We start from the raw sequence: 24,821 nt of genomic DNA on the forward strand, positions 1-24,821 counted from the left end.
GCCGCGGTTCTCACCCGGACACCGCCCGCAGCAGCAGCCGGCGCGGCCGGAGCGTGATGCCGATGTGCGTCCGGTTGTCGGAACCCGGCACCGGCTCGAAGCGGAACGCGGACGCCACCACCGCGGCGATCAGCGTCAGCTCGGCCATCGAGAAGTGGTCGCTCGGGCACTTCCGGTTGCCTACGCCGAACGGCGTCATGGCGTACTTCGGCACCTCCGGCGAGCCGCCGGGCAGCCAGCGGTCGGGATCGAACTCCGTGTGCCGCTCGTACGACCGCGGATCGCGCTGTACGGCGTACGGGCTGTAAACGATGTCGGCGCCCGCGGGAATGCGGTAGCCGCCGAGCTCGGTCTCGGTCACCGCGCGCCGGGTCAATATCCATACGGCGGGATACAGCCGCATGGTCTCGACGACGACATTGGCGGTGTGCTGGAGCTTTCGGACGTCGCCGAATGCGACCGGCCGGTCCCCGACGACCCTTTTCACCTCTTCGCGGATCTTGTCCACCTGGTCGGGGTGCTCGGTGAGGACGTGGAGCAGTGACATGACCACAGAGCCGGCTGTTTCGCTGCCCGGGGTGAGTATCGCGATGACCTGGTCGTGGATCTCCTGTTCCCCGATCGGCTCACCATTCTCGTCCTTCGCCTCCAGCAAAGCCGTCAGCAAATCGTCCGGTTTTTGACCGGATGCACGGCGGTCGGCAATGATCTCGTCCACCAGCCGATGCAGATCGGCCAGCGCCCGGTTGAATTCGCGGTTGGCCGAAATCGGTACCCGATAAAGCGGCCCGAGGGGCACCACCATGCGCTGGTACATACCGGCGAACAGTGTGGCGAGCGCGGACGTGATGCGCTCGGACCGGGCGTCCATATAACTGCCGCGCATCAGACAGCGGGCGGAGATGCGCACGGACACCCGGAAGGACTCCGCGGTGACGTCGAGGACTTCGCCGTTCCGCCAGCGCTCGACGAGCGCGTACGCCTCCTCCTCCATGATCGGCCCGTAGCCGGGGATGGCGTCGAGCCGGAAGGCGGGCTGGATCGTGCGCCGCTGGCGGCGGTGCAGCGGGCCGTTGGCCGTGGCCACGCCCTCCTTGCCGAGCAGGCTCTCCAGGGACTCCCACAGGGGCCCCGAGATGATGTAGTCCGGGCTGAGCGCCAGGGCGCCGGTGAGCTCCGGCGCGGTGACGGCGTACACCGTCTTGGGGCCGAGCCTGAGGCGGACGATGTCGCCGTGGTCGCGGAGCTGGGCCAGGAAGGCCAGCGGGTCGCGGGCCAGCTTCCAGCCGTGTCCGAGGAGCGGAACCCTGCCACCGGCCAACGGTGGCTCACGCAGTTCGGGCGCCGCGGGGGTCGTGGGTTTCACCGACTCGACGGTCATTTCTCACCTGCCGCTTCGTTGTTGACGTACGGGGGCGTGGACCGGTCGTCCCAGCTGTCGACCATGTATCGGCCGGACTCGTGGTGGAACCAGTAGACGGAACTGAACCAGTTCCGCATATTGCCGAGGCAGGACCGTACGGCGGCGCCGAGTTGATTTCCGCGGACCGTCCCGTCGGCCAGCCGGTCGGCGAGCCGTAAGACGTCCTTCTCGACGACGAGGAACTCGGAAATGCATTCCTCGACGCGTCGCCTTACTTCCTCCACCGCCTCTTCCAGGGTCAGCCCCTCATGGGTGATGAGACTGATTCCGAGATTGTGCACCTCATCGCCCGCTATTTCCTTGGGAAGCGAGCAGAGGTCGTTGTACCATGCGGCGAATTCCTGACTCAGCAGCGCCGCGCGCTGAAATGCGGGGTGTTTCCGCACCGGGTCCGGTAGTTCATGTCCCGCACTCGGCTCCAGCAGGTCGGTCCAGATCCAGTGCGCGAAGGTGAGCCGACGCAGCGCCAGGTATTCCTCGACTCCTGGAATGCGCCCTTCGATTCGGTTGTGGAATTCCCGGTCGTACGCGTCGATCACGGCGTGGAAGTGCCGGGTGAACCGGGCGTTCCAGGTAGCGGGAAGGAAGGAGTGCAGCCGGCCCACACTGTCCGCGAGCCCGGCGACCAGCGGATCCGGGTGGCACAGATGCTCCGCCGGGGCGTCCAGGGCCGCGTGCAAGCGGAACCTGAGCCGCCACCAGGAGGACGTGCGGCCGTGTACGACGTCACGGTCGTGCCGATCGTCCCAGACGAAGAACCACGCGCTGTAGTCGGCGATGGCTTGCATGACCTCGTCGGGTGCGCCGAGGTAGAAGCCCGCCATCAGGTCGGTGTAGCAAAGTCCGTCGGCATATTCTGCGACCTTGTCCGCCGGCATCAACCGCATTTCCAGCAGCCAGGAGCGTGTCTTCTCCTGCAACTGAGGCCAATACGGATGCAGTTGCCGGGGAAACGCCGCCTCGATGACCGGAAGAGAGAGCGAGGGAGGGACCGCGGGCGCGGCCACCGTCGCTGTGGTGCTGTATGTGGTGCTGTATGGGAAAGCTGGCACGGACAACCCCTCTCAGCCGCCAGTGGGCACACACCCCTCCCCCCGTGCCGGGCGTGCGCCGTTGCGTATCCCCGCACATCCCATTCAGCACTACAACTGACCGTTCTGGGAACGGATTTGCTTCATTCACCACCCCAACATGCCGAGAATCCATCCCTGCGTGACTGGTTACGGATCAACAGATGTGCAGTAGATGTGCGTAAGCGATCGAACGTCCGTCGGACACACGAACGACGCCCGGCCGGAAGGATCCCGGCCGGGCGTCGTGGTGGTGCGGGTGGGCTCAGTCGTTGGCGACCACGGGATAACGGGGCTCGTTCTCGGCCATCTGCCGCAGGGCGTCCTTGCGTTCGCGCTTGGACAGACGGTCGATGTAGAGGTAGCCGTACAGGTGGTCGGTCTCATGCTGCAAACACCGAGCGAAGTATCCGGTGCCGCGCACCTTGATCGGATTGCCCTGCTCGTCCTGCCCGGTCACCTCGGCGTAGTCGGGACGGGCCAGCGGCGCGTAGGCGGTGGGTACCGACAGACAGCCCTCGTTGCTGTCGTCCAGCCGGCGCCGGTCGGCGGGCAGTTCGACGAGCTTCGGGTTGCAGACGACGCCGGTGTGCCGGGCGCCCTCGTCGTCGGGGCAGTCGTAGACGAAGACCTTCAGGTCGACGCCGATCTGGTTGGCGGCCAGACCCACTCCCTCGGCGGTGTGCTGCGAGGCGAACATGTCCGCGACCAGCTGCCGCAGCTCCTCGCCGAACTCGGTGACGTCCCTGCACTCCTTGTGCAGCACCGGGTTCCCGACGACGGTGATCGGCCGCGAGGTGCCGGCCTCACGCCATGCCAGCTCGCGCGCCTCCGCCTCCTCGGTGTCGATGACGAAGCCCTCGTCGTCCACGGGGAGCACGCCCGCGTGCTGCTGATCGGTGTCCTGCTGCGCCATGACCGACGATGCCTTCCTCAAACAGACAGGGGGTGAATGCTCGATACAGGGTACGGGCAGCGCGCCCCCTCAGGGGCGCGGGGAACGGCGCGACCAGCCACGACGAACACGCGACCGAAAGCGGTCAGCAGACCTCTTCCAGGTCCCGCCAGTCCCTGGAATCGGGGCTGTCGGCGACCCACCCGTCCAGCAACCCCCGGACGAGAGAGGCCGGGGCGGCCACGCCGCACTCCCGCTCCGGCACCCACAGCTGCCCGTCCGTCCGGTGCCCGAGCGGACCCGGATGCCCCGGCTCGCTGTGGTCGTGCGGGTCGAGATGCTCGCCGTCACCCTCGTCGGACGGCATCCGTGACTCCGAGCACATCCGGCAGAGCAGCCGCACCGAGGACGACCAGTCCTCCGCCGCGAAGCCCGCGTCGGCCGCCAACTGCTCCAGCGCGTCCCGGTCGGACTCGGTGGCCGCCTCCAGCAGGACGACCCAGGTCGGCACGGGCGACGGCGCCCACAGCTCGATCTCGTCGAAGACCGGGTAGGAGTGGCCCGTGGCCGTGGTCCGCTCGCCGTGCGGCACCCCGTCGTGCAGCACGACCTCGCCCCAGCGCCGCCCGGACGAGGGCAACGGGATGGACAGCACCTCCATCCGGGCGGGGTCCAGCCGCCGCCCCCACACCACCTCGGCCTCGCCCTCCGGCGACAGCCGTACGGCCGCGCTGCCCAGCTCCATGCCGACCGGCTCACCCGCGCCTATGGCGTTGCCGGGCACCCGCAGCCCGTACGCCTGCCAGGCCCGGCGGGCCAGCGGCCAGTCCTGGAGGGCGGTGGCCGCGATGCCCACGTTCCACCAGTCGGGGGCCCCGGCCTCGCGGTCGAGCAGGGCGACGGCCCGCAGCCCCGCCGTGCGGGCCTGCTCCCAGTCGTGCCGGAACTTGTGCAGCAGGGCGAGGTTGAACCAGGACTCGGACAGCCAGGGTTCCAGGTCGGCGGCACGTGTCAGCAGCGCGCCCGCGTCCTCGTACCGCCCGTCGCCGATCAGCGTGAACGCGCGGTCGGTGGCCTGCCGCCAGGAGGCGGAGGGCCGGTGCCGTCCCTTGCCGAAGATCCTCACGATTCCCGCCTGCCAGTTCCGTTCTGTGGGCTGGCCAGTGCCCCCGGACACTCTCTCCCTCGCATCCAACCACGTGTGGCCGGAGGGCCGCTCATTACCCATGGGTTACCCACCCGCGGGCGAGGTCAGACAACGCCGCGAAAGCACCCTGGCCAGGGCCTCCACCACCTCGGGCGCGTACTCCCCGCCGGTGCCGAGGCGCAGCTCCTCCAGGGCGGTGAGGGGCCCACCGGGACCGCTGCCCCGGACCTTCTCCTCGTATGCGTTCACCACCCGGACTATGCGCGCGGCCACCGGCTGCTCCGGGTAGGGGTCGGCCTGCCGCTCGACGACCGTGGCGACCTGGGCGCCCGCCCCGGTCTGGCGGACGACGGCGCCGCCGAGCAGCGCGATCCGCCGCTGCTGGGCCGCCGGCAGCCCGGCGGTGGCGCCGGCCGGGACCGGGTCGACGAGGCTGAGTTGGCCGATGTCGTGCATGAGGGCCGCGTACTCCAGGACGGTCAGCTCGGGCTCCGGCAACCCCAGGTCCAGGCCCACGGCCTGGCTGAGGGCGGCGACCCGGCGGGCGTGCCCGGCCGGGGTGTACCCGGCGATCTCGGTGGCCCGGGCCAGCGAGGCGATGGTCTGCCGGTAGGTGGCCCGCACCGCCGCGTACCGGCGCAGGGACAGCTGGGTGAGCAGCAGCGGCACCGAGAACACCGGCAGCGCCCACAGCCCGACGACGGCCACCGCGAGCGCCATCACGGCCCCCGTCGCGCAGACCGCCGAGCCGATCCCGGGCACCGCCCGCAGCTCGTCCCGCAGCAGTGGGGTGAACGGCCAGCAGGTACGGGAGTGGGCGAGCGCGGCGGCGACCACGGCGTCGCACAGCACGGTCAGGACGAGCAGCGTGAGCAGCAGCAGCGCGTAGGCGGGCCCGCCCCAGCCGTCGAACACTCCCCGGTTGTAGAGGGGCTGGAAGCAGACGGCGGCGAACCCGACGGCCAGCACCCGCCGGACCAGGTGGTCGAGGACGGCCTGTCCCCGGGCCAGCTGCGGCACGCTGCCGAGCAGCGAGGCGGCGACCACCACCGCCACCACCTGGGTGACCCCGTGCTGCGTGGGGTGCCCGGCATGCTCTCCGACCAGGGCGTACGACAGTGACCCGGCGGCACCGAGCGGAGCGGCCTCCCGCAGCCGGGGTCCGCTCTGGGGGCGGGTCAGCTCCCCGACGGCGACGAGGATCCCGAAGGCGAGCGCGACGGGGCGGTCCTCGACACCCGTCAGGAACGTGCCGAGGAGGGAGACGCCGACGAGCAGCGCGGCCGCGGAGTGGAGGGCGACGTGCGAGCGGCGGACGGTCATCGGCGTACCTCGGACCGGTCGTCGGCGGCCTGCGCGGGCACGGCCGGCCGGTCCTCCTCGGCGGTCACGACGGGATGCCAGCCGTCCCGGGCGATGGCGTGCGCCAGCGCCGCGACCATCCGGGGGTCGAACTGGGCGCCCGCGCACCGCCGCAGCTCCTCCAGGGCGACGTGCACCGGCCGGGCCCTGCTGTAGGACCTGGTGGACGTCATGGCGTCGAAGGCGTCCGCGACGGCGACCACCCGGGCCGGCTCCGGGATCTGGCTGCCCACCAGCCCGTACGGATAGCCCTTGCCGTCGATGCGTTCGTGGTGGTGGAGGATCGCCGAGCGGGCCTCGCCCAGGAAGGAGATCCCGCGGGTGATCTCGTGCCCGTACTCGGGGTGCAGCTCGATCACGCGCCGCTCCTCGGGTGTCAGCGGCCCCTCCTTGCGCAACAGCCGGGTGGGGACGCCGAGTTTGCCGACGTCGTGCAGGATCCCGGCGAAGCGGAGCATGTCGATCCGGCCCTCGTCCATCCCCAGTTCGCGCCCGATCAGCACCGAGGCCTGGCCGACGCGCTCGCTGTGGCCGCGCGTGTAGCCGTCCTTGATGTCGACGGCCTGCACCAGGGCGCGGATGGTCGCCTGATGAGCGGCGCGCTCCCGGTGGTACTGCGCGAACACCCACCACGACACGGCCATCGGGAACAGCACGAGCAGGGCGGCCACCGGCCCGTACGGGCTGAGCCACAGCACGGCCATCATCAGCCCGCCGAGCCCGTGCACCGCCAGCGGCGCCAGGGAGCGCAGGAACAGCCCCCGGCAGGCCTGCCGCAGCGGCAACCCCTCGGCGAGCGCGAGCATCCCGCCGTCCAGCAGGGCGAGCGCGGCGCAGAACACCAGCACGGCCGCGCCGGCCGGTACCAGCGCGTACGGCAGGTCGGAGCCGGCCACGGCGTCCCGGCCGCCGAGCGCGGCGTGCACCCGGGCGGCCGCCCACACGGCGAGCGACGCGTGGGCGGCCCGCCAGACCCGGCGCAGCAGAAAGGGGCGCCGCTCGACGTGCGAGAACAGCGCCCCGGGCAGCGGGACGAGAGCGGCCGCGGCCGGCGAGAGCAGGAACGCCCCGGCCAGCAGCACGGGATGGAGGGTGCCGCCGAACCTGCGCCGGGCGATCCGCTCGCCGCCGGCGTACAGGGCGGCGAGCAGGGCGACGGCCCACCAGGGGGTGCGTGCGCCGGGCAGCGAGGGGAGCGTGCAGAGCAGGGCGCCGAGGGCGACACAGGCGGCGTATCCGCGCGCCCGCGCCGGAATCCCTTCCATGACGCCTCCCCCAGCCGTACCTGTCCGGGCTCAGGAGCCTAGGACGGCCGGGGGTGGGTCCGCGGGTGTATCACCCGCGGATTAGCACATTCGAGTGACGGCGGCGCTTTCTGAGAGCTGCTCCTGAAAGCGGCTCAGGTCTCCTGGGCCGTCGCCGTCACGTCGTGCTCGGGGACGGCCTGGCCGGAGCGGATCAGGTCGATCCGGCCCATCACCTTGGCGCGCAGGTCGGTCGGCACGTCGTCACGCCCGCAGCACCGCTTGACCAGCTTCTTCACGGCCTCCTCCAGCCCGTACTTCTCCAGGCAGGGGGAGCACTCCTCGAAGTGGTGCTGGAACTTGTCCCGGTCCAGCGGAGGCATCTCGCTGTCGAGGTACTCGTACAGGTGGTCGAGGACCTCACCGCAGTCCGTCTCGTGCGGATCTCCGCAGCTCATGAGCCCGAACCTTTCGCTTCGTTCGACTCTCCGGCACCGGCCGGGACCAGCCCGCGCTCACGGGCGTAGTCCTCGAGCATGCCGCGCAGTTGACGGCGGCCCCGATGCAGCCGGGACATCACCGTACCGATGGGTGTCCCCATGATGTCCGCGATCTCCTTGTACGCAAAGCCCTCTACGTCCGCGAGATACACGGCGATCCGGAACTCCTCGGGGATGGCCTGAAGCGCCGCCTTCACGTCCGAGTCGGGCAGGTGGTCCAGCGCCTGCGACTCCGCGGAGCGCAGACCGGTGGACATGTGCGACTCGGCACGCGCCAGCTGCCAGTCCTCGATCTCCTCGGCCGCGCTGCGCTGGGGTTCACGCTGCTTCTTGCGGTACGAGTTGATGAAGGTGTTGGTGAGGATCCGGTACAGCCAGGCCTTGAGGTTGGTGCCCTCACGGAACTGGTGGAAGGACGCGTACGCCTTCGCGTACGTCTCCTGCACCAGGTCCTCGGCGTCCGCCGGGTTGCGCGTCATGCGCAGCGCGGCCGAGTACATCTGGTCGAGGAACTCGAGCGCGTCCCGCTCGAAGCGCGCGCTGCGCTCGGCGGTGGACTCCGCGCCCGTCTCCCCGCTCACGCCCTGGCCCTCGGGCAGCTCCGCCTGGCCGTTGTCGGTCCCTGCGTCGGTACCGGTGACCGGACCCACCTCCTCAAGATCGCGGGTAGGACCGAAACCGATCCCACTCGAATCGGAGGATAGACGACTACCCGCGCCTGCCGCCGCTCCAATAGGAGCGGTCCTCGCCGCGTGCAGCACCGTCCAGTCCAGATCGGTGCGGCTGCTGCGGCTCGGGCAGATGGTCGAACCCATGCGGCGGACTTCCTCTCCCACTGACGTCGGTGCCGGTTGTTCAGCACTTCTGTCCGCCTCAACAGCGCCGGGCCCCTCCACATTCCCCACCCGTCGCCTCACCCGAGTGACGCGACCCACCCGACGACTCCCGCGGTGACGACCTCCAGCGTCTCCTCCTGCGTGACCCCGGCCCGCTTGGGCACCGCGAACCCGTGATCGCCGTACGGCACCTCAACGAGGTCGTACCCGCCCGCGGGGAACTCGTCCGGCCTGCCGAAGGGATCGTTGCCGCCCTGGACCACGAGGGTCGGCACCCCCGCCCCGAGCAGCTCGTCGGCGCGGGACTTCTCCGGCCTGCCCGGCGGGTGGAGCGGGAAGCTCAGCGCCAGCACGGCGTGCGCGCCGAGCTCGGAGGCCGTTCGGCAGGCCACCCGCGCGCCGGCCGACCGGCCGCCCGAGATCACCGGCAGCCCGGGCGCGACGACGGCCGGCCAGATCCCGCGCCAGCCGACGTCGAGGGTCTTCGGCGCGGGCGCGACCTTCTTGCCCGCCACCCGCCAGGGCTGCTCCACGAGGGCGACGCTCACCCCGCGTCCGGGCAGCACGGCGGCGAGCGCCCGGAGGTCCCGGGCCTCGACACCGCCCCCGGCGCCATGGCTGACGGCGAGGACGAGCCGCGGCGTCTCGGCGTGGTGCCAGGTGATGCGGGCGGTACCCGCCTCGGTCTCCACCGTTTCGGTGCTCACCACTGTTTCGCTGCTCACGTCAGAAGAGTGTGCCCTCCTCGGGCCCCTCCAGCTCCTTCAGCAGCTCCGGGCCGTTGTTGCGGACGTTGCTGACGGCCGTGGACACCGGGTAGGCGCGCATCAGCCCCTCCGGCGGGGGTTCGAGGAGGGAGCGGAGGTCGTCGACGTCCGTCCGCGCCGGGTCGAGCCAGGCGTCCCAGCGGTCCGGGGTCAGCATCAGCGGCATCCGGGGGTGGATGTCGGCGAGGGCGTGCGGGCCGTCGGCGGCGGCCACGGCGAGCGGGGAGGTCTCCGCCTCGGTCGTGATCACCGAGCACGTCACCCACCAGGCCCGCGGATGGTCGTCGGGCAGGGTCCGGTCCCGCCAGAACTCGTACAGCCCGGCCATCGCGAAGACCGTGCCGTCGGCCGGGAGCACGAAGTAGGGCTGCTTGCGGGGCCGCTTCTTCTTCCCCTCGACCTCCAGATCCCGCTCCTGGACGCCGGTGACCCACTCGTAGTAGCCGTCGGCGGGCAGGACGCAGCGCCGGGTGGCGAAGGCGCGGCGGAAGGAGGGCTTCTCGTGGACGGTCTCGGCGCGCGCGTTGATCATCCGCGCGCCGCCCTCGGGGGTCTTCGCCCAGGAGGGGACCAGGCCCCACTTCAGCTTCCGCAGCTGCCGAACCGGCTGCTTGTCGTCGGCGTCCTTCAACGGACGGTCGAGGACGGCGTAGACCTCCTTGGTCGGCGCCACGTTGTAGTCGGGCTCCAGGGCCTCCTCGGGCTCCCATTTCTCGACCTCAAAGATTCCTGCGAGATCCTCGGGCCTGCGACTCGCTGCATACCGTCCGCACATACGTGCCACACTGCCAGACTCCGTGAGCCGAAAGGGAGCCACCAGAAAACATGGAGAGCACCGCCGCCCTCGCGCTGCCCGACCTGTGGGACCGCCTCGTCGGCACCCAGACCGATCCCGACCTGTGGGTGGTGGTGGCCACCGCGGTCGCCGCCCTCGCGGTCGTCGTGCCGCACACCCTGTGGCGGATATCGCGCAACGCCATCACCATCGCCCACGAGGGTGGCCACGGCCTGGTCGCGCTGCTGACCGGCCGCCGGCTGACCGGGATCCGGCTGCACTCCGACACCAGTGGCCTGACCCTCAGCCGGGGCAAGCCGCACGGCCTCGGCATGATCCTCACCGCGGCGGCCGGCTACACCGCTCCCCCGCTGCTCGGCCTGGGCGGCGCCGCCCTCCTCGGGGCCGGCCGCATCACCCTGCTGCTGTGGGTGGCCACGGCCCTGCTGGTCGTGATGCTGGTGATGATCCGCAACGCGTACGGCGCCCTCACGGTGGTCCTCACCGGCGGCACCTTCCTGCTGGTGTCCTGGCTGGCGGGACCGCAGGTGCAGGCGGCCTTCGCGTACGCCGTGGTGTGGTTCCTGCTGCTGGGCGGAGTCCGCCCGGCCTTCGAGCTCCAGGCGAAGCGCTCCCGGGGCGGCGCGGGCGACTCGGACGCGGACCAGCTGTCCCGGCTGACCCACGTACCGGCGGGCCTGTGGCTGTTCCTGTTCCACGCGGTGAGTCTGTGCGCCCTGCTGGGCGGGGGCCGGTGGCTGCTGGGGCTGTGAGGCAGCCCCGGAGCGGCGCGTCACCGGCGTGCGGGATGTGACGTCGGCGGCTCCGCCGCGGGGCGCGACCGGCCCCGACGGCGCCGCACCCGATGCACGGCCGACCACTAAAGTGGAGCCCATGGCCCCGAACCCCGCACACACCGCCCTCTGGCCCGCCCCGCACGCGAGCGAGGCCGTCGCCGCGACGGTCCACGTGCCGGGGTCCAAGTCCGTCACCAACCGCGCCCTGGTCCTCGCCTCCCTCGCCTCCGAGCCCGGCTGGCTGCGCCGCCCACTGCGCTCCCGCGACACCCTGCTGATGGCGGGCGCCCTGCGTGAGATGGGCGTCGGCATCGAGGAGACCGTGTCGTCCAGCTCCTCCGGCGCGGGGAGCCCCGACGGCACCGGCGAGGCCTGGCGGATCCTCCCCGCGGGGCTGCGCGGACCGGCCACGGTCGACGTCGGCAACGCGGGCACGGTGATGCGCTTCCTGCCGCCGGTCGCCGCCCTGGCCGACGGCCCCGTCCACTTCGACGGCGACCCGCGCTCGTACGAGCGTCCCCTGAACGGCGTCGTCGACGCGCTGCGGGTCCTCGGTGCGCGGATCGACGACGACGGGCGCGGCGCGCTGCCGTTGACCGTGCACGGCGGGGGCGCGCTGGACGGCGGGACGGTGGAGATCGACGCCTCCTCCTCGTCCCAGTTCGTGTCGGCCCTGCTCCTGTCGGCCCCCCGCTTCAACCAGGGCGTCGAGGTCCGCCACACCGGCTCCACGCTGCCCTCCGTACCGCACATCCGGATGACGGTCGACATGCTGCGCGCGGTCGGCGCGCAGGTGGACACCCCGGAGTCGGGCGGCGAGCCGAACGTCTGGCGGGTCACGCCGGGCGCCCTGCTGGGCCGGGACCTGACGATCGAGCCGGACCTGTCCAACGCCCAGCCGTTCCTGGCGGCCGCGCTGGTGACGGGCGGCCGGGTGCTGATCCCGGACTGGCCGGCCCGCACCACCCAGCCGGGTGACCGGCTGCGCGAGATCTTCACCGAGATGGGCGGTTCCTGCGAACTGGCCGACTACGGCCTGGTCTTCACCGGCTCGGGCTCGATCCACGGCATCGACGTCGATCTGGGTGACGTCGGCGAGCTGACCCCGGGCATCGCGGCGGTCGCCGCCCTCGCGGACTCCCCGTCCACCCTGCGGGGCGTGTCCCACCTGCGCCTGCACGAGACGGACCGGCTGGCCGCGCTGACGAAGGAGATCAACGAGCTCGGCGGCGATGTGACCGAGACCGCCGACGGTCTGCACATCCGCCCGCGCCGGCTGCACGGCGGGATCTTCCACACCTACGACGACCACCGCATGGCGACGGCCGGCGCGATCATCGGCCTGGCCGTGGAGGGCGTGCAGATCGAGAACGTGGCGACGACGGCGAAGACCCTGCCGGACTTCCCCGAACTGTGGACCGGGATGCTCGGGGTATAGGGACTTTCGCCATGCGCCGCTACAGCAAGAACACCGACGAGGACGACATCCGCAGCCGCCCGAACCGCAAGGGCAACCGGCCGCGCACGCACATCCGTCCCAAGCACGAGGACGCCGCCGAGGGCATGGTCCTCACCGTCGACCGGGGCCGGCTGACCTGTCTGGTCGACGACCGGATCGTGATGGCGATGAAGGCCCGCGAGCTGGGCCGCAAGGCCGCGATCGTGGGCGACCGGGTCGCGATCGTCGGCGACCTGTCCGGCAAGAAGGACACCCTCGCCCGTATCGTCCGCATCGAGAAGCGCACCTCGGCACTGCGCCGCACCGCGGACGACGACGACCCCTACGAGCGCGTCGTCGTGGCCAACGCCGACCAGCTCGCCGTGGTCACCGCCCTCGCCGACCCCGAGCCCCGCCCGCGTCTGATCGACCGCTGCCTGGTGGCGGCCTTCGACGCCGGCCTCGCCCCCCTGCTGGTCATGACGAAGTCGGACCTGGCCTCGCCGGACAAGCTGCTGGAGCTGTACGGCCATCTCGACATCCCGTACGTGGTCACCAGCCGCGACGAGCTGGAGAACGGTGACGCGGCGGACCGGGTGCGCGCGTTCCTGGCCGGGAGGATCACGGCGTTCGTCGGTCATTCGGGCGTCGGGAAGACGACCCTGGTCAACGCGCTGGTCCCGGAGGAGCGGCGCCGGGTGACCGGCCATGTGAACGCGGTGACCGGCCGCGGCCGTCACACCACGACCTCGGCGCTGGCCCTGCCCCTGGCGGGCACGGACGACTGGGTGATCGACACCCCGGGCGTACGGTCCTTCGGCCTGCACCACGTCGACCCGTCCCGGGTGGTCCTCGCCTTCCCCGACCTGGTGCCGGGCACGGAGGGCTGCCCGCGCGCGTGCAGCCACGACGAGAAGGACTGCGCGCTGGACGCGTGGGTGGCCGAGGGTCATGCCGATCCGGCGCGGCTGTACTCGCTGCGCCGGCTGCTGGCCACCCGGGAGCGCACCGAGGGCGACTGATCACCGGCTGATCCACCGGCTGACCACCGCGTTGTTTGCGTCCCCCCGGCCCCGGTAAGTGCATAATCGCACCGAGCCGGAGCCGGACCGGGCCGGGCGTACGGAGGGACAGCACATGGCGTGGCTGCTGGTCGTCGTGGCCGGGTTGCTCGAGACCGGTTTCGCCGTGTGCCTCAAGCTGTCCCACGGCTTCACGCGACTGTGGCCCACCATCGCCTTCTGCGCCTTCGCGCTGGGAAGCTTCGGTCTGCTGACCCTCTCCCTGAAGAAGCTCGACGTGGGCCCCGCCTACGCCGTGTGGACGGGCATCGGCGCGGCGGGCACCGCGATCTACGGCATGGTCTTCCTGGGCGACCTGGTGTCGGTCCTGAAGCTCATCTCGATCAGCCTGGTGATCATAGGAGTGATCGGGCTCCAGCTGTCGGGGTCGGCTCACTGACCCGACCGGTCGGCCGGCTGCCGCTGGAGCGCCCCCCGCACCAGCTCCGCGACGCCGTCCTCCCCCGCCGGGGGCGCGGCCACACAGGACAGGGCGAGCCGGACGGCGAGTTCGCAGGAGCGGGCCAGGTCGGCGGCGTCGGCCCGGACGGCGCCGGGACCACAGAGCACGGCCACGGCCCGGTCGCGGACGGCGCCCAACAGGTCACCGGGCGAGGGCAGCGGCCCGTCGGCCCGGCGCTGGGCCGGCACGGCGGAGGAGGACGGAACCGCCGAGAGCGTCGGCGAGGGCAGGCGCTCGCTCCAGAAGCCGGTGAGGACGGCCCGTACGAGAACGTTGTCGCGGGCGGCGGAAGTGGTCCACTCGGCGGTGGCGGTGAGCTTCTCCCGGGCGTCGCCGTGCACGGCCAGCGCCCGCTCGACCCCGGCGAGATATCCGTCGGCCTCGCGCCGCACGAGCGCCCGGGCCAGGCCCTCCTTGCTGCCGAACTCGTTGTACAGCGTCTGCCGGGACACTCCGGCCGCCGCAGCGACGTCCACCATCCGCACCGCGGCCCACGGCCGTAGTGCGAGCGCCTCGAAGGCGGCGTCCAGTAGGGATTCCCGCGCTGCAGGCATCATCGCCTCCCTGGGGCGAGCGGCTCTGCGCCCAGGTTTGACGCGGACGGGAGCACTGTCAAGGGTTCGCGGCGGCGACCGATGGTTCACCGGCCGTGTCCACGGCTCCTCCACGTCCACCCCGCGGTCCCCTGTGGCCCGTTCTCACCTTCGGCGGATACGGTTCGTCCCATGCCGGACTACCACGACGACCTCCGACTCGCGCACGTCCTCGCGGACGCCGCCGACGCCGTGACCATGGACCGTTTCAAGGCCCTCGACCTCAAGGTCGAGACCAAACCGGACATGACCCCGGTGAGCGAGGCCGACAAGGCCGCCGAGGAACTCATCCGCGGTCAGCTCCAGCGGGCCCGTCCACGCGACGCGATCCTCGGCGAGGAGTACGGCGTTCAGGGCACCGGCCCCCGCCGCTGGGTGGTCGACCCGATCGACGGCACGAAGAACTACGTGCGGGGCGTGCCCGTCTGGGCCACCCTCATCTCGCTGACGGAGGCGGGCGAGGGGGGCTACCAGCCCGTGGTCGGCGTGGTCTCCGCCCCGGCGCTGGGCCGTCGCTGGTGGGCCGCGAAGGGGCACGGCGCCTTCACCGGCCGCAGCCTGACCTCCGCCACCCGGCTGCGCGTCTCCCGGGTCTCGGAACTCTCGGACGCCTCCTTCGCGTACTCCTCGCTGACCGGCTGGGAGGAGCGCGGGCACCTGAACGGCTTCCTGGACCTGACCCGCGAGGTGTGGCGCACGCGCGCGTACGGCGACTTCTGGCCGTACATGATGGTCGCCGAGGGCTCGGTCGACCTGTGCGCCGAACCCGAGCTCTCGCTCTGGGACATGGCGGCCACGGCGATCGTCGTGACGGAGGCCGGCGGCACCTTCACGGGCCTCGACGGCCGCCCGGGTCCGCACAGCGGCAACGCGGCCGCGTCGAACGGCCTGCTCCACGAGGAACTGCTGGGTTACCTCAACGAGCGCCACTGAAAGACCCGCCGGAGACTCACAGATGAGCGCGCGCGCCCTCAATTGGCTGCGCGCGCCCTCTTGTTGACCCCCGCTTTACCTGCCACGCTGACAGCACCCCCCACTTGTGAACTTGTGAATCCATGAACAATCGTGGGTTCTTAGGAGGTGGCTCCAGCCATGCTCGTCCGCGACGCCATGAGCACGGTGGTCCTCACCATCGGCCCCGCACACACCCTCCGTCAGGCCGCCGCCCTGATGTCCGCCCGCCGCGTCGGCGCGGCCATCGTCCACGACCCGGACGCCGGCGGCATCGGCATCCTCACCGAGCGGGACATCCTCAACTCCGTGGCCCGGGGGCAGGACCCGGACACGGAACGCACCCACGCCCACACCACCAACGACGTCGTCTTCGCCGCCCCGAGCTGGACCCTGGAGGAGGCGGCCCAGGCCATGGCCCACGGCGGCTTCCGGCATCTGATCGTCCTCGAACGCGAGGAACCGGCCGGGATCGTCTCGGTCCGCGACATCATCCGCTGCTGGGCACCGGCGCGGCAGCAGGTACCGGCCTGAGCACGCGAACAGGCCGGACCTCCGAAGGGAAGCCCGGCCCGTTCGTCCACGACAAGCGGTCCAGTGCTGTCAGCCGCGCAGGGCCTGGACCGCGGCCTCCAGCCGCTCGCCGTGGATTCTGTCGACTTGATCCTACAGTGGACTTCATCCAAATCCATCAGGGATCTAAAGTCACACCTGTTCGGGACCTGGTCCCTGTAGATGCTAGGCTGATTCCATGAGCGATCTCCTGGAACGGCTGCGCGGACGTGGATGGCGGATGACCGCCCAACGGCGCGTCGTGGCCGAGGTGCTCGACGGTGACCACGTCCACCTGACCGCCGACGAGGTGCACTCCAGGGCCGTCGTCCGGCTGCCCGAGATCTCCCGGGCGACCGTCTACAACACGCTCGGCGAGCTGGTCTCGCTCGGCGAGGTGCTCGAGGTCGCCACCGACAAGCGCGCCAAGCGGTACGACCCGAACGCGCACCGCCCGCACCACCACCTGGTGTGCGCCCGATGCGGAGCGATCAAGGACGTCCACCCGGGTGGCAACCCGCTGGCCGACCTCCCCGACTCGGAGCGCTTCGGCTTCACGGTCTCGGACGTCGAGGTGACGTACCGCGGCATCTGCCCGACCTGCGCGGCCGCGTAACGCCCTGCCCCGTACGCGCAACCCCGTTGCGCATCGCGGCGGGGCGTACCCGCACATGACTGAGGGCCGGAACCCTTTCGGGTTCCGGCCCTCAGCTTTCAGTAGCGGGGACAGGATTTGAACCTGCGACCTCTGGGTTATGAGCCCAGCGAGCTACCGAGCTGCTCCACCCCGCGCCGTTGAATGCAACGTTACGTGAAGGGGAAGGACAAAGGCAAATCCATTGACCGACACCTGTCGACGCAGGTCAGAGCACTTCAGCCCGTCCACAGCCGACACGGTCAGAACACCTCGGCCCGTCCACAGCCGACCGGTCAGAACACTTCAGCCCGTCCGGCCGTTCGAGGACGAGGCCCGTTCAGGGCCGACAGCGGGGGTCCGGGGGCGGCAGCCCCCGGGGACGGGGACGGGAAGGAGCGGCGGGGGCGAAATCCAGCCGTACGGGCTCCAGCCCGGCTCCACGACCCGCCCCAGAACCCTCAACCCGGTGGCCCCACGACCCCGCCCCAGACCAGGGACGCCGTCAGGCAGACAGCTCTTCCCGCAACGCGTCCCGCAACCGAGCCGCCCGCTCGGCCACCTCCCCGGGCCCCAGCGACACCGCCCGGTCCGCCCACCGCTGCCCCTCGGCCAGCTCACCGCGACGCGCGTAGACCAGGGCGAGCCGCAACGCCGCCCGCCCGTGCCCGGCATCGGCCGCCCGCGTCCACCACACAGCCGCCTCGGGCTCGCTGCCCTCCCGCGCGAGCAGCAGTCCGAGGTTGAACGCACCGTTGCGCGACCCGGCCTCCGCGGCCGTCCGGTACCACCGCGCCGCCTCCACCACGTCCCCGCGTGCGGCGGCCAGCATCCCGACCCGGACCTGCGCCCGCCGGTGTCCCTGGGTCGCGGCCCGCTCGTACCACTCCTCGCACTCGGTCTTCTCGTGCACGGTCTCCCCGAGTTCGTGCGCGGGCTGCGGCGGCCGCCGCGCGTCGAGCACGGCCGCCAGCCGGTACGCCGCCTCCGCGCTCCCGCCGCCGGCCGCGCAGCGCAGATGCCGCTCGGCCTCCTGCTCGTCCCCGTCGCGCAGGCGCGCGATCCCGACCTGGAGCGCCGCCTCGGTGTGCCCGGCGGCGGCCGCTCGCTCGTACCAGCGCAGCGCGACGGCCTCCTCGCCCCGCCCCGCGAACAGGATCCCGAGGTTGAACGCGGCGTCGACGCTGCCCGCCTCCGCCGCCTTGGAGAACCAGGGCTCGGCCCCGGCCGTGTCGCCGCCCTGGAGCAGCAGGATGGCCAGTGCGTTGGCCGCCTCCCGGTGTCCGGCGTAGGCGGCGCGCCGGTACCACTGCTCGGCCTGCACGGTGCGGCCCTGCTCGGCGCAGAGCAGGGCGAGGTTGTAGGCGCCGTTGTCGTCCCCGGCGTCCATCGCGGCCCGGTACCAGCGCTCGGCGGTCTGGGTCTGCCCCCGCTCGGCGTGCAGCGCGCCCAGCGCGTTCGCCGCGTTGCCGTCGCCCTCCTGCGCGGCCCGCAGCCACCAGATGGCCGCGCTCTCGGTGTCGCCGGCGTCGCGCAGCAGGAACCCGAGCGCGCAGGCGGCCCGCGCCTCGCCGTCCTTGGCGGACGTCAGGTACCAGCGTCCGGCCTCCTTCAGGTCGCCGCGCCGCTCCAGGATCGTCCCGAGGTGCAGGGCGGCCCGCCGGTGTCCGCGCGCGGCGGCCTGGCGGTACCACTGCTCGGCCTCCGCCCGCACGATGACACCGTTGTCATGCTCGCACCCGTCCGCCTCGCCGTCCGTGCGGGAGCCGCCGCACTCCTGGTGGTCGAGGGCTCGGGCCAGCCGGTACGCCGCCTCCCGGTGCCCCCGCTCGGCGGCGGCCCGCATCCACTGCTCGGCCCCGGGATCCCCACGGTGCTCCAGCAGGTCGGCGAGGGCGTACGCGCCCAGCGCGTGTCCCTGCTCGGCGGACTGGCGCAGCCAGTACTCGGCGGCCGGCTCGTCGCCGCACTCGCGGCGGTGGCGGCCCAGGGCGTGCGCGGCGGCGGCGGAGCCGGCGACGGCGGCGACCCGCCACCATCCGGCGGCCTCGTCGGGGTAGCCGCGCTGATGGAGGAGGACGCCCAGGTTGTTGGCGGCGGCCCGGTCGCCCTCCGCGGTGGCGGCACGCAGATGGGGCTCGGCTCCGTCGAGGTCACCGCGGCGCAGCAACATGGCCCCGAGGACGCTGACGGCCTCGACATCGCCGGCTTGCGCCGCGAGCCGCAGGCTCATCTCCTCGACGGCCTCCCCCGTCTCGACGGCGTCCGCCGTCTCGTCCCGGCTCTCGTCCGGGGTCGCTTCCTCACCGGAAGGCTGCACAAACCGCCCTGTCTCGAACAGAGTTGCCTTGTCCCCCATAACGTCCATCGTCGCACCACCCGCAACCCGGGTACACCTGGTATACCGCGGCCCGTAAGGTCACTTCAGCGTTTTGTCGACATGCCCACAGAGAGACAAGTCAAACACAGATCGCTCAACTCCCCACGGCGGCGCGGCCACCAGTCCCCCCGGCACATGCGTTCGCACACCACGAAGGCCCGGATCCTTTTCAGGATCCGGGCCTTCGTATTCAGTAGCGGGGACAGGATTTGAACCTGCGACCTCTGGGTTATGAGCCCAGCGAGCTACCGAGCTGCTCCACCCCGCGTCGTGTTCCACAACCGTATCACGACGCGGGGTGGGCAAGATCAGCCGCTGCTGGGACTCGGACTCGGACTGCTACCGGTACTTCCTCCGGAGCTGCTGCCGGATCCACCGCTCGGACTCGCCGAACTCGTCGGGCTCGGACTGCTGCTCGCCTTGGCGCCCTTGTCGGCCTCGGCCTGCGCGTCCTCGGCCCGCTTCAGCGCGTCCTCGAGATCCTTCTGCGCCTTGGCGTACGCGTCCCAGTCGGGCTTCTTCAGAGCCTCCTGGCCGGCCGTGAACGCCTTCTGGGCGTCGGCCAACGCCTCCCGGACCGTCGGGTTGGTGGACGTCGGTGGTGTGGTCGTACCGCCGCCCTCGTCCGCCGGTGGCGGGGTCGCGCCCTCCGCGCCGAAGACCTTGTTGAGGGCCTCGTCCAGGGTGTCCTCGAAGGCGGTGTTGCCTCCGTAGGTCACCAACACCTTCTTCAGGAGCGGGTACTTGAGTCCGCCACCGCGCACATAGACGGGCTCCACGTACAGCAGACCGCCGTCGAGCGGCACCGTCAGCAGGTTGCCGTACTCGATGTCGGAGTCGCCGCCCTTAAGAAGCCTGATGGACTCGGCGATGTCCTGTTCGGAGTTGAACTGGCTCTGCACCTGTTTGGGTCCGTCGACGGTCGTACTGGTCGGCAGTTTCAGAACTCTGATCTTGCCGTAGTCGGGAGTTCCCGCCTCGGAGTCGACCGCCATGAACGCGCTGAGGTTGTCCCGGCCGTTGGGCGTGAACGTCGTCGTCAGCGAGAACGCCTGTGCCTTCTGGTCCGGCATCTTCATGCTCAGGTAGTACGGCGGGACCGCGTCACCCGACTTGTTGGACGGGTCGTCCGGCACCTGCCACACCTCGCTGCCGCTGAGGAACGTCGTCGCGTCCTTCACGTGGTAGCGGGTGAGCAGCTCGCGCTGGACCTTGAACAGGTCCTGCGGGTACCGGAGATGGGCCATCAGGTCGGCCGAGATGGACGACTTGGACTTCACCGTGCCGGGGAACGCCTTCATCCAGGTCTTCAGGACCGGGTCCTTGGTGTCCCACTGGTAGAGCTTGACCTCGCCGGTGTACGCGTCGACGGTCGCCTTCACCGAGTTGCGGATGTAGTTGACCTGGTTCTGCTGGGCCACCACCGCGCGGTTGTCGTTGGTCGCGGTCAGCGAGTCGGCCGTGGTGTCGCCGAGGGTCGTACGGGAGGCGTACGGGTAGCCGTTCGTCGTCGTGTACGCGTCGACGATCCACTGGATCTTGTGGTTGACCACGGCCGGGTAGGCGTCGCCGTCGATGGTCAGCCACGGGGCGACCGCCTCGACGCGCTCCTTGGGCGTGCGGTTGTACAGGATCCGCGAACCCTCGCCGATGGCGCCGGAATACAGGATCTGCGGTTCACCGAACGACACCGCGTACGCGGCCCGGTTGATGGGGTTGGAGAGGTTGACCCCGCTCTTGCCGGTGTAGCTGGTGGTCTTCTCACCGGCGTCGTCGGAGTAGTCGATCTCCTTCTGGGGACCGCCGACGATCGAGTACGCGGTCGTCTTCTCGCCGTAGTAGATCCGCTGCTGGTACGTGCCCAGGTCGCCCTCGGAGGGCAGGTTGGACTCGGTGAAGAGCGGGCGGCCCTCGGCGTCGGAGGTGGTGCCCTTGGCGGCGACCACGCCGTAGCCGTGGGTGTAGCGGAAGTGGTTGTTGATCCAGTTCTGCTTGTCGACGCCCGCGAGGTTCAGCTCGCGCAGACCGATGACGGTGTCCTGGTCGGCGCCGTTCACGTTGTAGCGGTCCACGTCCAGGTTGGTCGGGAACGCGTAGTACTTCCGCATCTGCTGGAGCTGCTGGTACGTCGGGGAGACGATGTTCGGGTCCAGGACGCGGATGCTCGCCGTGGCGTCGACGTCGTCGCGCAGCGTCGTCTTGTCCTTGGTGGTGCTCGTACCCGAGTACTCGGTGACCTGCGCGCCGTCGATGCCGTACGCCTCACGTGTCGCCTTGAGGTTCTTCTCGACGTACGGGGCTTCCTTGGCCTGCTCGTTCGGCTGGACCTGGAACTTCTGGACGATCGCCGGGTACAGCCCGCCGATGAGGATCGCCGAGAGCACCATCAGGCCGAAGCCGATCACCGGCAGCTGCCAGGTGCGCCGCCACAGGGTGGCGAAGAACAGCAGGGCGCAGATGACGGCGATGCAGAACAGGATCGTCTTGGCCGGCAGATAGGCGTTGGCGTCGACGTACCGCAGGCCCGTCCAGTTGTCCGTCGCCTTGAAGTCGCTGGACTTCACGGCCAGGCCGTAACGGTCCAGCCAGTAGGCGACCGCCTTCAGCGTGACGAAGATGCCCAGCAGCACCGACAGATGGCCGGTGGCCGCGGCGGTGGCGCGCGCGCCCGGGCTGGTGACGCGCAGTCCGCCGTACAGGTAGTGGGTGAGCGCGGCGGCGATCAGCGACAGGATCGTGGCGGCGAAGCCGAAGCCGAGCAGGAACCGGTACCAGGGCAGGTCGAACGCGAAGAAGGACACGTCGAGGTGGAACTGCGGGTCCTTCTGGTGGAAGGGCACGCCGTTGACCCACATCAGCCAGGTCCGCCACTGACCCGCCGCCGAGGCACCCGCGATCAGGCCGACCAGGGCGGTGATGCCCAGCAGCAGCCATGTCTTGTAGGGGGCGATGCCCATGCGGTAGCGGTCGAGGCTCTGCTGCTCCACCGACATCGCGCTGAGCGGCGGCCGCAGCCGGTGCGCCAGCCAGATGTTGAAGCCGACCGCGAGGGCCATCAGCAGGCCGAAGACGAAGAACAGCCCGATCTTGGTCCACAACGTGGTCGTGAAGACCGACGAGTAGTTCACCGAGCGGTACCAGAGCCAGTCCGTCCAGAAGCCCGCGAACATCGTGAACGCCATGCCGATCACGGCTAGGACGCCCAGTGTCATGAGCAGGGTCCGGACGCGCCGGGACGGGCGGCCCACTCTGATCCGCGGCCCCGTGGGGCCTCCGCCGCGGTCCGGCATCTGGAAAGCCAAGGTGCGCACCTCGAAAGTCGCAGTTGATCCATCAGGCCCGCGTGTTCGTGGACCGTTCGCGGCCCCCGGTGATCGGGGGCCCACACCTATGCAACTTACTCACCGTTTACTCGGTTCCCGATTCCACCCCTGAACGAGGCAGGATTGTGACCATGTCCAACACTCCCATGGCGGCGAGCCCGCTCACCCGGGCCGTACTCGAGATCGACGAGTACGCCTCCGGCCTCGGCTGGGACCAGCCCGCCCGCCTTTTCGCCCTCGTAGACACCGCTCGGCTGCGAACTCAGGAACCGTCGCTCGCCGCCCAGCTCGGCCTTCAGGACGAGCCCGAGACCACCGGTCTCACCCCGATCGAGCAGGACGAAGTGCCAACGGACAAGCCGCTCGACGAGTTCCTCGCCACGATCGCCTGGCCCGACGCGGTGGTCGGCTGTGCCCTCACCGTGGAGCGTCTGATGCTGCCCCCGTCCGCCGAGGCTCAGGTCCCGCAGGGCCTGAGCGACAAGAAGCTCGCGAGGTGGGTCGCGGAGCACCCCGACCGTCAGGAGGTCCGGATCACGGTCGGCGTCCTGCGTGACGGCACCCGCGACTCGGCCCTCCGGCTGCGCGAGAAGGACGCCCCGACGGAGGTCCTCACCGGGGCGGGTCTGGTGCCGGGCCTCGCCGAGGCGTTGTCGGTGACGTTCGCGGAGTAGACCTTCCGGCTACTTCCCGCACTTCGGCAGGTCCGCGGTGTCGCCGCCGCGGATGTCCTTGAGGGCGTCGAGGGCGTCGTCGATGGTGTTCACCTTGACGAGCCTGAGCCCCGAGGGGGTGTCCTTGGCGGCGGCCGCGCAGTTCTCCGCGGGGGTCAGGAAGTACTGGGCGCCCTGACTGCGCGCGCCGACCGTCTTCATCTCGATGCCGCCGATCGGCCCGACCTTGCCGGTGTCGTCGATGGTGCCGGTGCCGGCGACGAACTTGCCGCCGGTCAGGCTGCCCGGAGTGAGCTTGTCGTAGATGCCGAGCGCGAACATCAGACCGGCGCTCGGCCCGCCGACGTCGGCGAGCTTGATGTCGATGGTGAACGGGAAGGTGTGGTCGGTCCCGGCCGAGATCCCGACGATGGCCCGCTTCTCGCCGCTGTCGTCGGAGGTCGCGGTCGTGATGGTGACGTCCTGGGTCTTGGTCGCCGTCTTGTGCGCCTTCTCGGCGGCCGCCTGGTCCTTCGCCGGGACGATGCGGAAGACGACCTTCTCCCCCGCCTTGTGCTTGGTCACCAGCTTCGCGACGTCGCCCGGCTCCTTCACCGCGGTGCCGTCCACGGCCTTGATCACGTCACCGGCGTGCAGCCGGCCCTCCGCCGGGGAGCCCTTCACCACCGTCGAGACGATCACCCAGGACGTCACCGGGATGTCCAGCTCCTCCAGGGCGGCGACCTTGGCGCTCTCCTGGGACTGGCTGAACTCCTCGGCGTTCTCCTGGGTGGACTGCTCCTCGGTCTTGCCGTCCGGGTACAGCGTGTCGTGCGGCACGACCTTGTTGTCGTGCGCGAGCCATCCGTAGACGGCCTCGACCAGGTTCATCCGGTAGTCGGCGCTGGTGACCCGCACGGTGGTCATGTTCAGGTGACCGCTGGTCGTGTAGGTCTTGCGCCCGGAGATCTGGAGCACCGGCTCGCCGCCGTGATCGCCCAGGGTGTTCACCGTCGGCCCGGGGGACATCTCCGCGTACGGCACGGGGATGAGTACGCCCGCACACAGGAGCGCGATCAGCATCAGGGTGGAGGCGAGCATCGTCGCGGTGCGGCGTGGCATGTCTCGACACTACGGGACGCCTCTGTCAGCGCACCGTCAGGGCTGCCACCCGGGTCACGTACGCGAGTGGGGCTTCTCCATGGCCGCCCGGAAACGGGCGTATCCGTCCAGCTCAGGGCCGTCGCTGCGGGCCTTCCGGGTGCGGTTGGCCCAAGTGCCCCACAGACCGGCGCCGATAGCGGCGACAAGCGGAATCAGCAACCAGACGAGCGCCGCCATGCCGACCTCCCAACCCCTATGAGCCACCACAACTGACTGATCAGCAGATTAACCATCCGCACCGACAACGCTCACGGCAGGGGTCCGGTTACGCAACCGGAAGGGATTCAACAGGCGCCGACCCATTCGTCGGTACCGTCCGAGAACTTCTGGTGCTTCCAGATGGGCACTTCGTGCTTGAGATCGTCGATCAGCTTCCGGCAGGCCTCGAAGGCCTCGCCGCGGTGCGGACACGAGACGGCGACCACGACGGCGAGATCACCGACCCCGAGGTCGCCGACCCGGTGCACCGCGGCCAGCGCCCGCACCGGGTACTCGGCGACGACCTTCTCCGCGATCCGCCGCATCTCCGCCTCCGCGCCGGGATGGCAGGAGTAGCCGAGGGCGTCGACGTCGGCGCCGCCGTCGTGGTTGCGCACCGTGCCCACGAACAGCGCGATCCCGCCCGCCGCGTCGTCCCCGACGGCCTTGAAGACTTCGTCCAGGGAGAGTGCGGTGTCACGAACGGCGATCAGCTTGATGGGGTCCTGCGCTGCCCGCTCGCCGGGATGGTCGTCGATGGCTGCCATACCCCCATCGTGCCGCACCCCGGGAAGCAGGCGAAATAGCGTGATCA

General features: G+C 70.7%; 23 protein-coding genes and 2 tRNA genes. 8 read left to right on the top strand and 17 right to left on the bottom strand.

The window, feature by feature from the left end; all coding sequences use genetic code 11:
- Positions 1-10: 10 nt before the first annotated feature.
- From OHU34_RS14535 to OHU34_RS14580, 10 genes are all read right to left on the bottom strand, one after another.
- Complete coding sequence (locus OHU34_RS14535; RefSeq protein WP_142266112.1) at positions 11-1,381, bottom strand: cytochrome P450; 1,371 nt, start codon at positions 1,379-1,381, stop codon at positions 11-13.
- Positions 1,378-2,430 (bottom strand): epi-isozizaene synthase, encoded by a 1,053-nt coding sequence (gene cyc1 / locus OHU34_RS14540; RefSeq protein ID WP_142266111.1) that lies wholly within the window; start codon positions 2,428-2,430, stop codon positions 1,378-1,380. Before cyc1 ends, OHU34_RS14535 begins: the two co-directional genes overlap by 4 nt.
- Positions 2,431-2,758: 328 nt before the next feature.
- Positions 2,759-3,409 (bottom strand): peptide deformylase, encoded by a 651-nt coding sequence (gene def, locus OHU34_RS14545; RefSeq protein WP_142266110.1) that lies wholly within the window; start codon positions 3,407-3,409, stop codon positions 2,759-2,761.
- Positions 3,410-3,533: 124 nt separating this feature from the next.
- A complete protein-coding gene (locus tag OHU34_RS14550; protein ID WP_020130775.1) occupies positions 3,534-4,514 on the bottom strand; it encodes a hypothetical protein in 981 nt (326 codons plus the stop codon).
- Positions 4,515-4,619: 105 nt separating this feature from the next.
- On the bottom strand, positions 4,620-5,858 hold the full coding sequence (locus OHU34_RS14555) for an HD-GYP domain-containing protein (protein WP_405766680.1): 1,239 nt from the start codon (positions 5,856-5,858) through the stop codon (positions 4,620-4,622).
- The gene (locus tag OHU34_RS14560; RefSeq protein ID WP_230194710.1) at positions 5,855-7,162 is read right to left on the bottom strand and encodes an HD-GYP domain-containing protein; all 1,308 of its coding nucleotides are present in this window, start codon (positions 7,160-7,162) and stop codon (positions 5,855-5,857) included. The genes OHU34_RS14555 and OHU34_RS14560 overlap by 4 nt, the downstream gene beginning before the upstream one ends.
- Positions 7,163-7,296: 134 nt before the next feature.
- Positions 7,297-7,599: a mycothiol system anti-sigma-R factor gene (gene rsrA, locus OHU34_RS14565; protein WP_054242759.1), complete on the bottom strand. Its 303-nt coding sequence runs from the start codon at positions 7,597-7,599 to the stop codon at positions 7,297-7,299.
- Entirely contained in the window at positions 7,596-8,456 is an 861-nt protein-coding gene (locus tag OHU34_RS14570; protein ID WP_078615797.1) for a sigma-70 family RNA polymerase sigma factor, read from the bottom strand. The genes rsrA and OHU34_RS14570 overlap by 4 nt, the downstream gene beginning before the upstream one ends.
- Positions 8,457-8,554: 98 nt before the next feature.
- The gene (locus OHU34_RS14575) at positions 8,555-9,202 is read right to left on the bottom strand and encodes an alpha/beta family hydrolase (protein ID WP_405766683.1); all 648 of its coding nucleotides are present in this window, start codon (positions 9,200-9,202) and stop codon (positions 8,555-8,557) included.
- A 1-nt stretch (position 9,203) separates the two neighbouring features.
- Positions 9,204-10,019, bottom strand: a complete 816-nt coding sequence (locus OHU34_RS14580) for an SOS response-associated peptidase (protein ID WP_405766685.1) — start codon at positions 10,017-10,019, stop codon at positions 9,204-9,206.
- A gap of 50 nt (positions 10,020-10,069) precedes the next feature.
- On the opposite strand from OHU34_RS14580, the gene OHU34_RS14585 reads away from it, so the two are divergent.
- From OHU34_RS14585 to OHU34_RS14600, 4 genes are all read left to right on the top strand, one after another.
- Positions 10,070-10,792 (top strand): M50 family metallopeptidase, encoded by a 723-nt coding sequence (locus tag OHU34_RS14585; protein WP_054242755.1) that lies wholly within the window; start codon positions 10,070-10,072, stop codon positions 10,790-10,792.
- 121 nt (positions 10,793-10,913) lie between these two features.
- Entirely contained in the window at positions 10,914-12,254 is a 1,341-nt protein-coding gene (gene aroA, locus OHU34_RS14590; RefSeq protein WP_142266106.1) for a 3-phosphoshikimate 1-carboxyvinyltransferase, read from the top strand.
- Between the two features lie 11 nt (positions 12,255-12,265).
- Positions 12,266-13,276, top strand: coding sequence for a ribosome small subunit-dependent GTPase A (rsgA, locus tag OHU34_RS14595; RefSeq protein ID WP_142266105.1), 1,011 nt, complete (start codon positions 12,266-12,268; stop codon positions 13,274-13,276).
- A gap of 115 nt (positions 13,277-13,391) precedes the next feature.
- Positions 13,392-13,715 carry a multidrug efflux SMR transporter gene (locus OHU34_RS14600; protein ID WP_020130785.1) on the top strand — a complete coding sequence of 108 codons (324 nt, stop codon included), beginning with the start codon at positions 13,392-13,394 and terminating at the stop codon, positions 13,713-13,715.
- Here OHU34_RS14600 and OHU34_RS14605 read toward each other — a convergent pair.
- Entirely contained in the window at positions 13,709-14,335 is a 627-nt protein-coding gene (locus OHU34_RS14605; protein ID WP_405766688.1) for a TetR/AcrR family transcriptional regulator, read from the bottom strand. The genes OHU34_RS14600 and OHU34_RS14605 overlap by 7 nt on opposite strands.
- Before the next feature lie 168 nt (positions 14,336-14,503).
- Between OHU34_RS14605 and hisN the strand changes: the two genes are divergently transcribed.
- From hisN to OHU34_RS14620, 3 genes are all read left to right on the top strand, one after another.
- Entirely contained in the window at positions 14,504-15,304 is an 801-nt protein-coding gene (hisN, locus tag OHU34_RS14610) for a histidinol-phosphatase (RefSeq protein WP_020130787.1), read from the top strand.
- Positions 15,305-15,463: 159 nt separating this feature from the next.
- The gene (locus tag OHU34_RS14615) at positions 15,464-15,856 is read left to right on the top strand and encodes a cyclic nucleotide-binding/CBS domain-containing protein (protein ID WP_405766690.1); all 393 of its coding nucleotides are present in this window, start codon (positions 15,464-15,466) and stop codon (positions 15,854-15,856) included.
- A gap of 217 nt (positions 15,857-16,073) precedes the next feature.
- Positions 16,074-16,490, top strand: coding sequence for a Fur family transcriptional regulator (locus tag OHU34_RS14620; protein ID WP_142266102.1), 417 nt, complete (start codon positions 16,074-16,076; stop codon positions 16,488-16,490).
- Between the two features lie 102 nt (positions 16,491-16,592).
- On the opposite strand, the gene OHU34_RS14625 is transcribed toward OHU34_RS14620, so the two are convergent.
- The 4 genes from OHU34_RS14625 to OHU34_RS14640 form a co-directional block, all read right to left on the bottom strand.
- A tRNA-Met gene (locus tag OHU34_RS14625) sits at positions 16,593-16,666 on the bottom strand.
- Between the two features lie 347 nt (positions 16,667-17,013).
- On the bottom strand, positions 17,014-18,876 hold the full coding sequence (locus tag OHU34_RS14630; RefSeq protein ID WP_142266101.1) for a tetratricopeptide repeat protein: 1,863 nt from the start codon (positions 18,874-18,876) through the stop codon (positions 17,014-17,016).
- 206 nt (positions 18,877-19,082) lie between these two features.
- Positions 19,083-19,156: transfer RNA gene (locus OHU34_RS14635), tRNA-Met, on the bottom strand.
- Between the two features lie 40 nt (positions 19,157-19,196).
- On the bottom strand, positions 19,197-22,178 hold the full coding sequence (locus OHU34_RS14640) for a UPF0182 family protein (protein ID WP_142268052.1): 2,982 nt from the start codon (positions 22,176-22,178) through the stop codon (positions 19,197-19,199).
- 164 nt (positions 22,179-22,342) lie between these two features.
- On the opposite strand from OHU34_RS14640, the gene OHU34_RS14645 reads away from it, so the two are divergent.
- On the top strand, positions 22,343-22,885 hold the full coding sequence (locus OHU34_RS14645; protein WP_235034556.1) for a PPA1309 family protein: 543 nt from the start codon (positions 22,343-22,345) through the stop codon (positions 22,883-22,885).
- 9 nt (positions 22,886-22,894) lie between these two features.
- Here OHU34_RS14645 and OHU34_RS14650 read toward each other — a convergent pair whose 3' ends face one another.
- Together OHU34_RS14650 and OHU34_RS14655 are read right to left on the bottom strand one after the other, a co-directional pair.
- Positions 22,895-23,986, bottom strand: a complete 1,092-nt coding sequence (locus OHU34_RS14650; RefSeq protein WP_142266099.1) for a PDZ domain-containing protein — start codon at positions 23,984-23,986, stop codon at positions 22,895-22,897.
- Between the two features lie 326 nt (positions 23,987-24,312).
- A complete protein-coding gene (locus OHU34_RS14655) occupies positions 24,313-24,774 on the bottom strand; it encodes a molybdenum cofactor biosynthesis protein MoaE (RefSeq protein ID WP_230194712.1) in 462 nt (153 codons plus the stop codon).
- Positions 24,775-24,821: the final 47 nt, after the last annotated feature.

The organism is Streptomyces sp. NBC_00080 (assembly GCF_045041255.1).
GTDB lineage: Bacteria > Actinomycetota > Actinomycetes > Streptomycetales > Streptomycetaceae > Streptomyces > Streptomyces coriariae.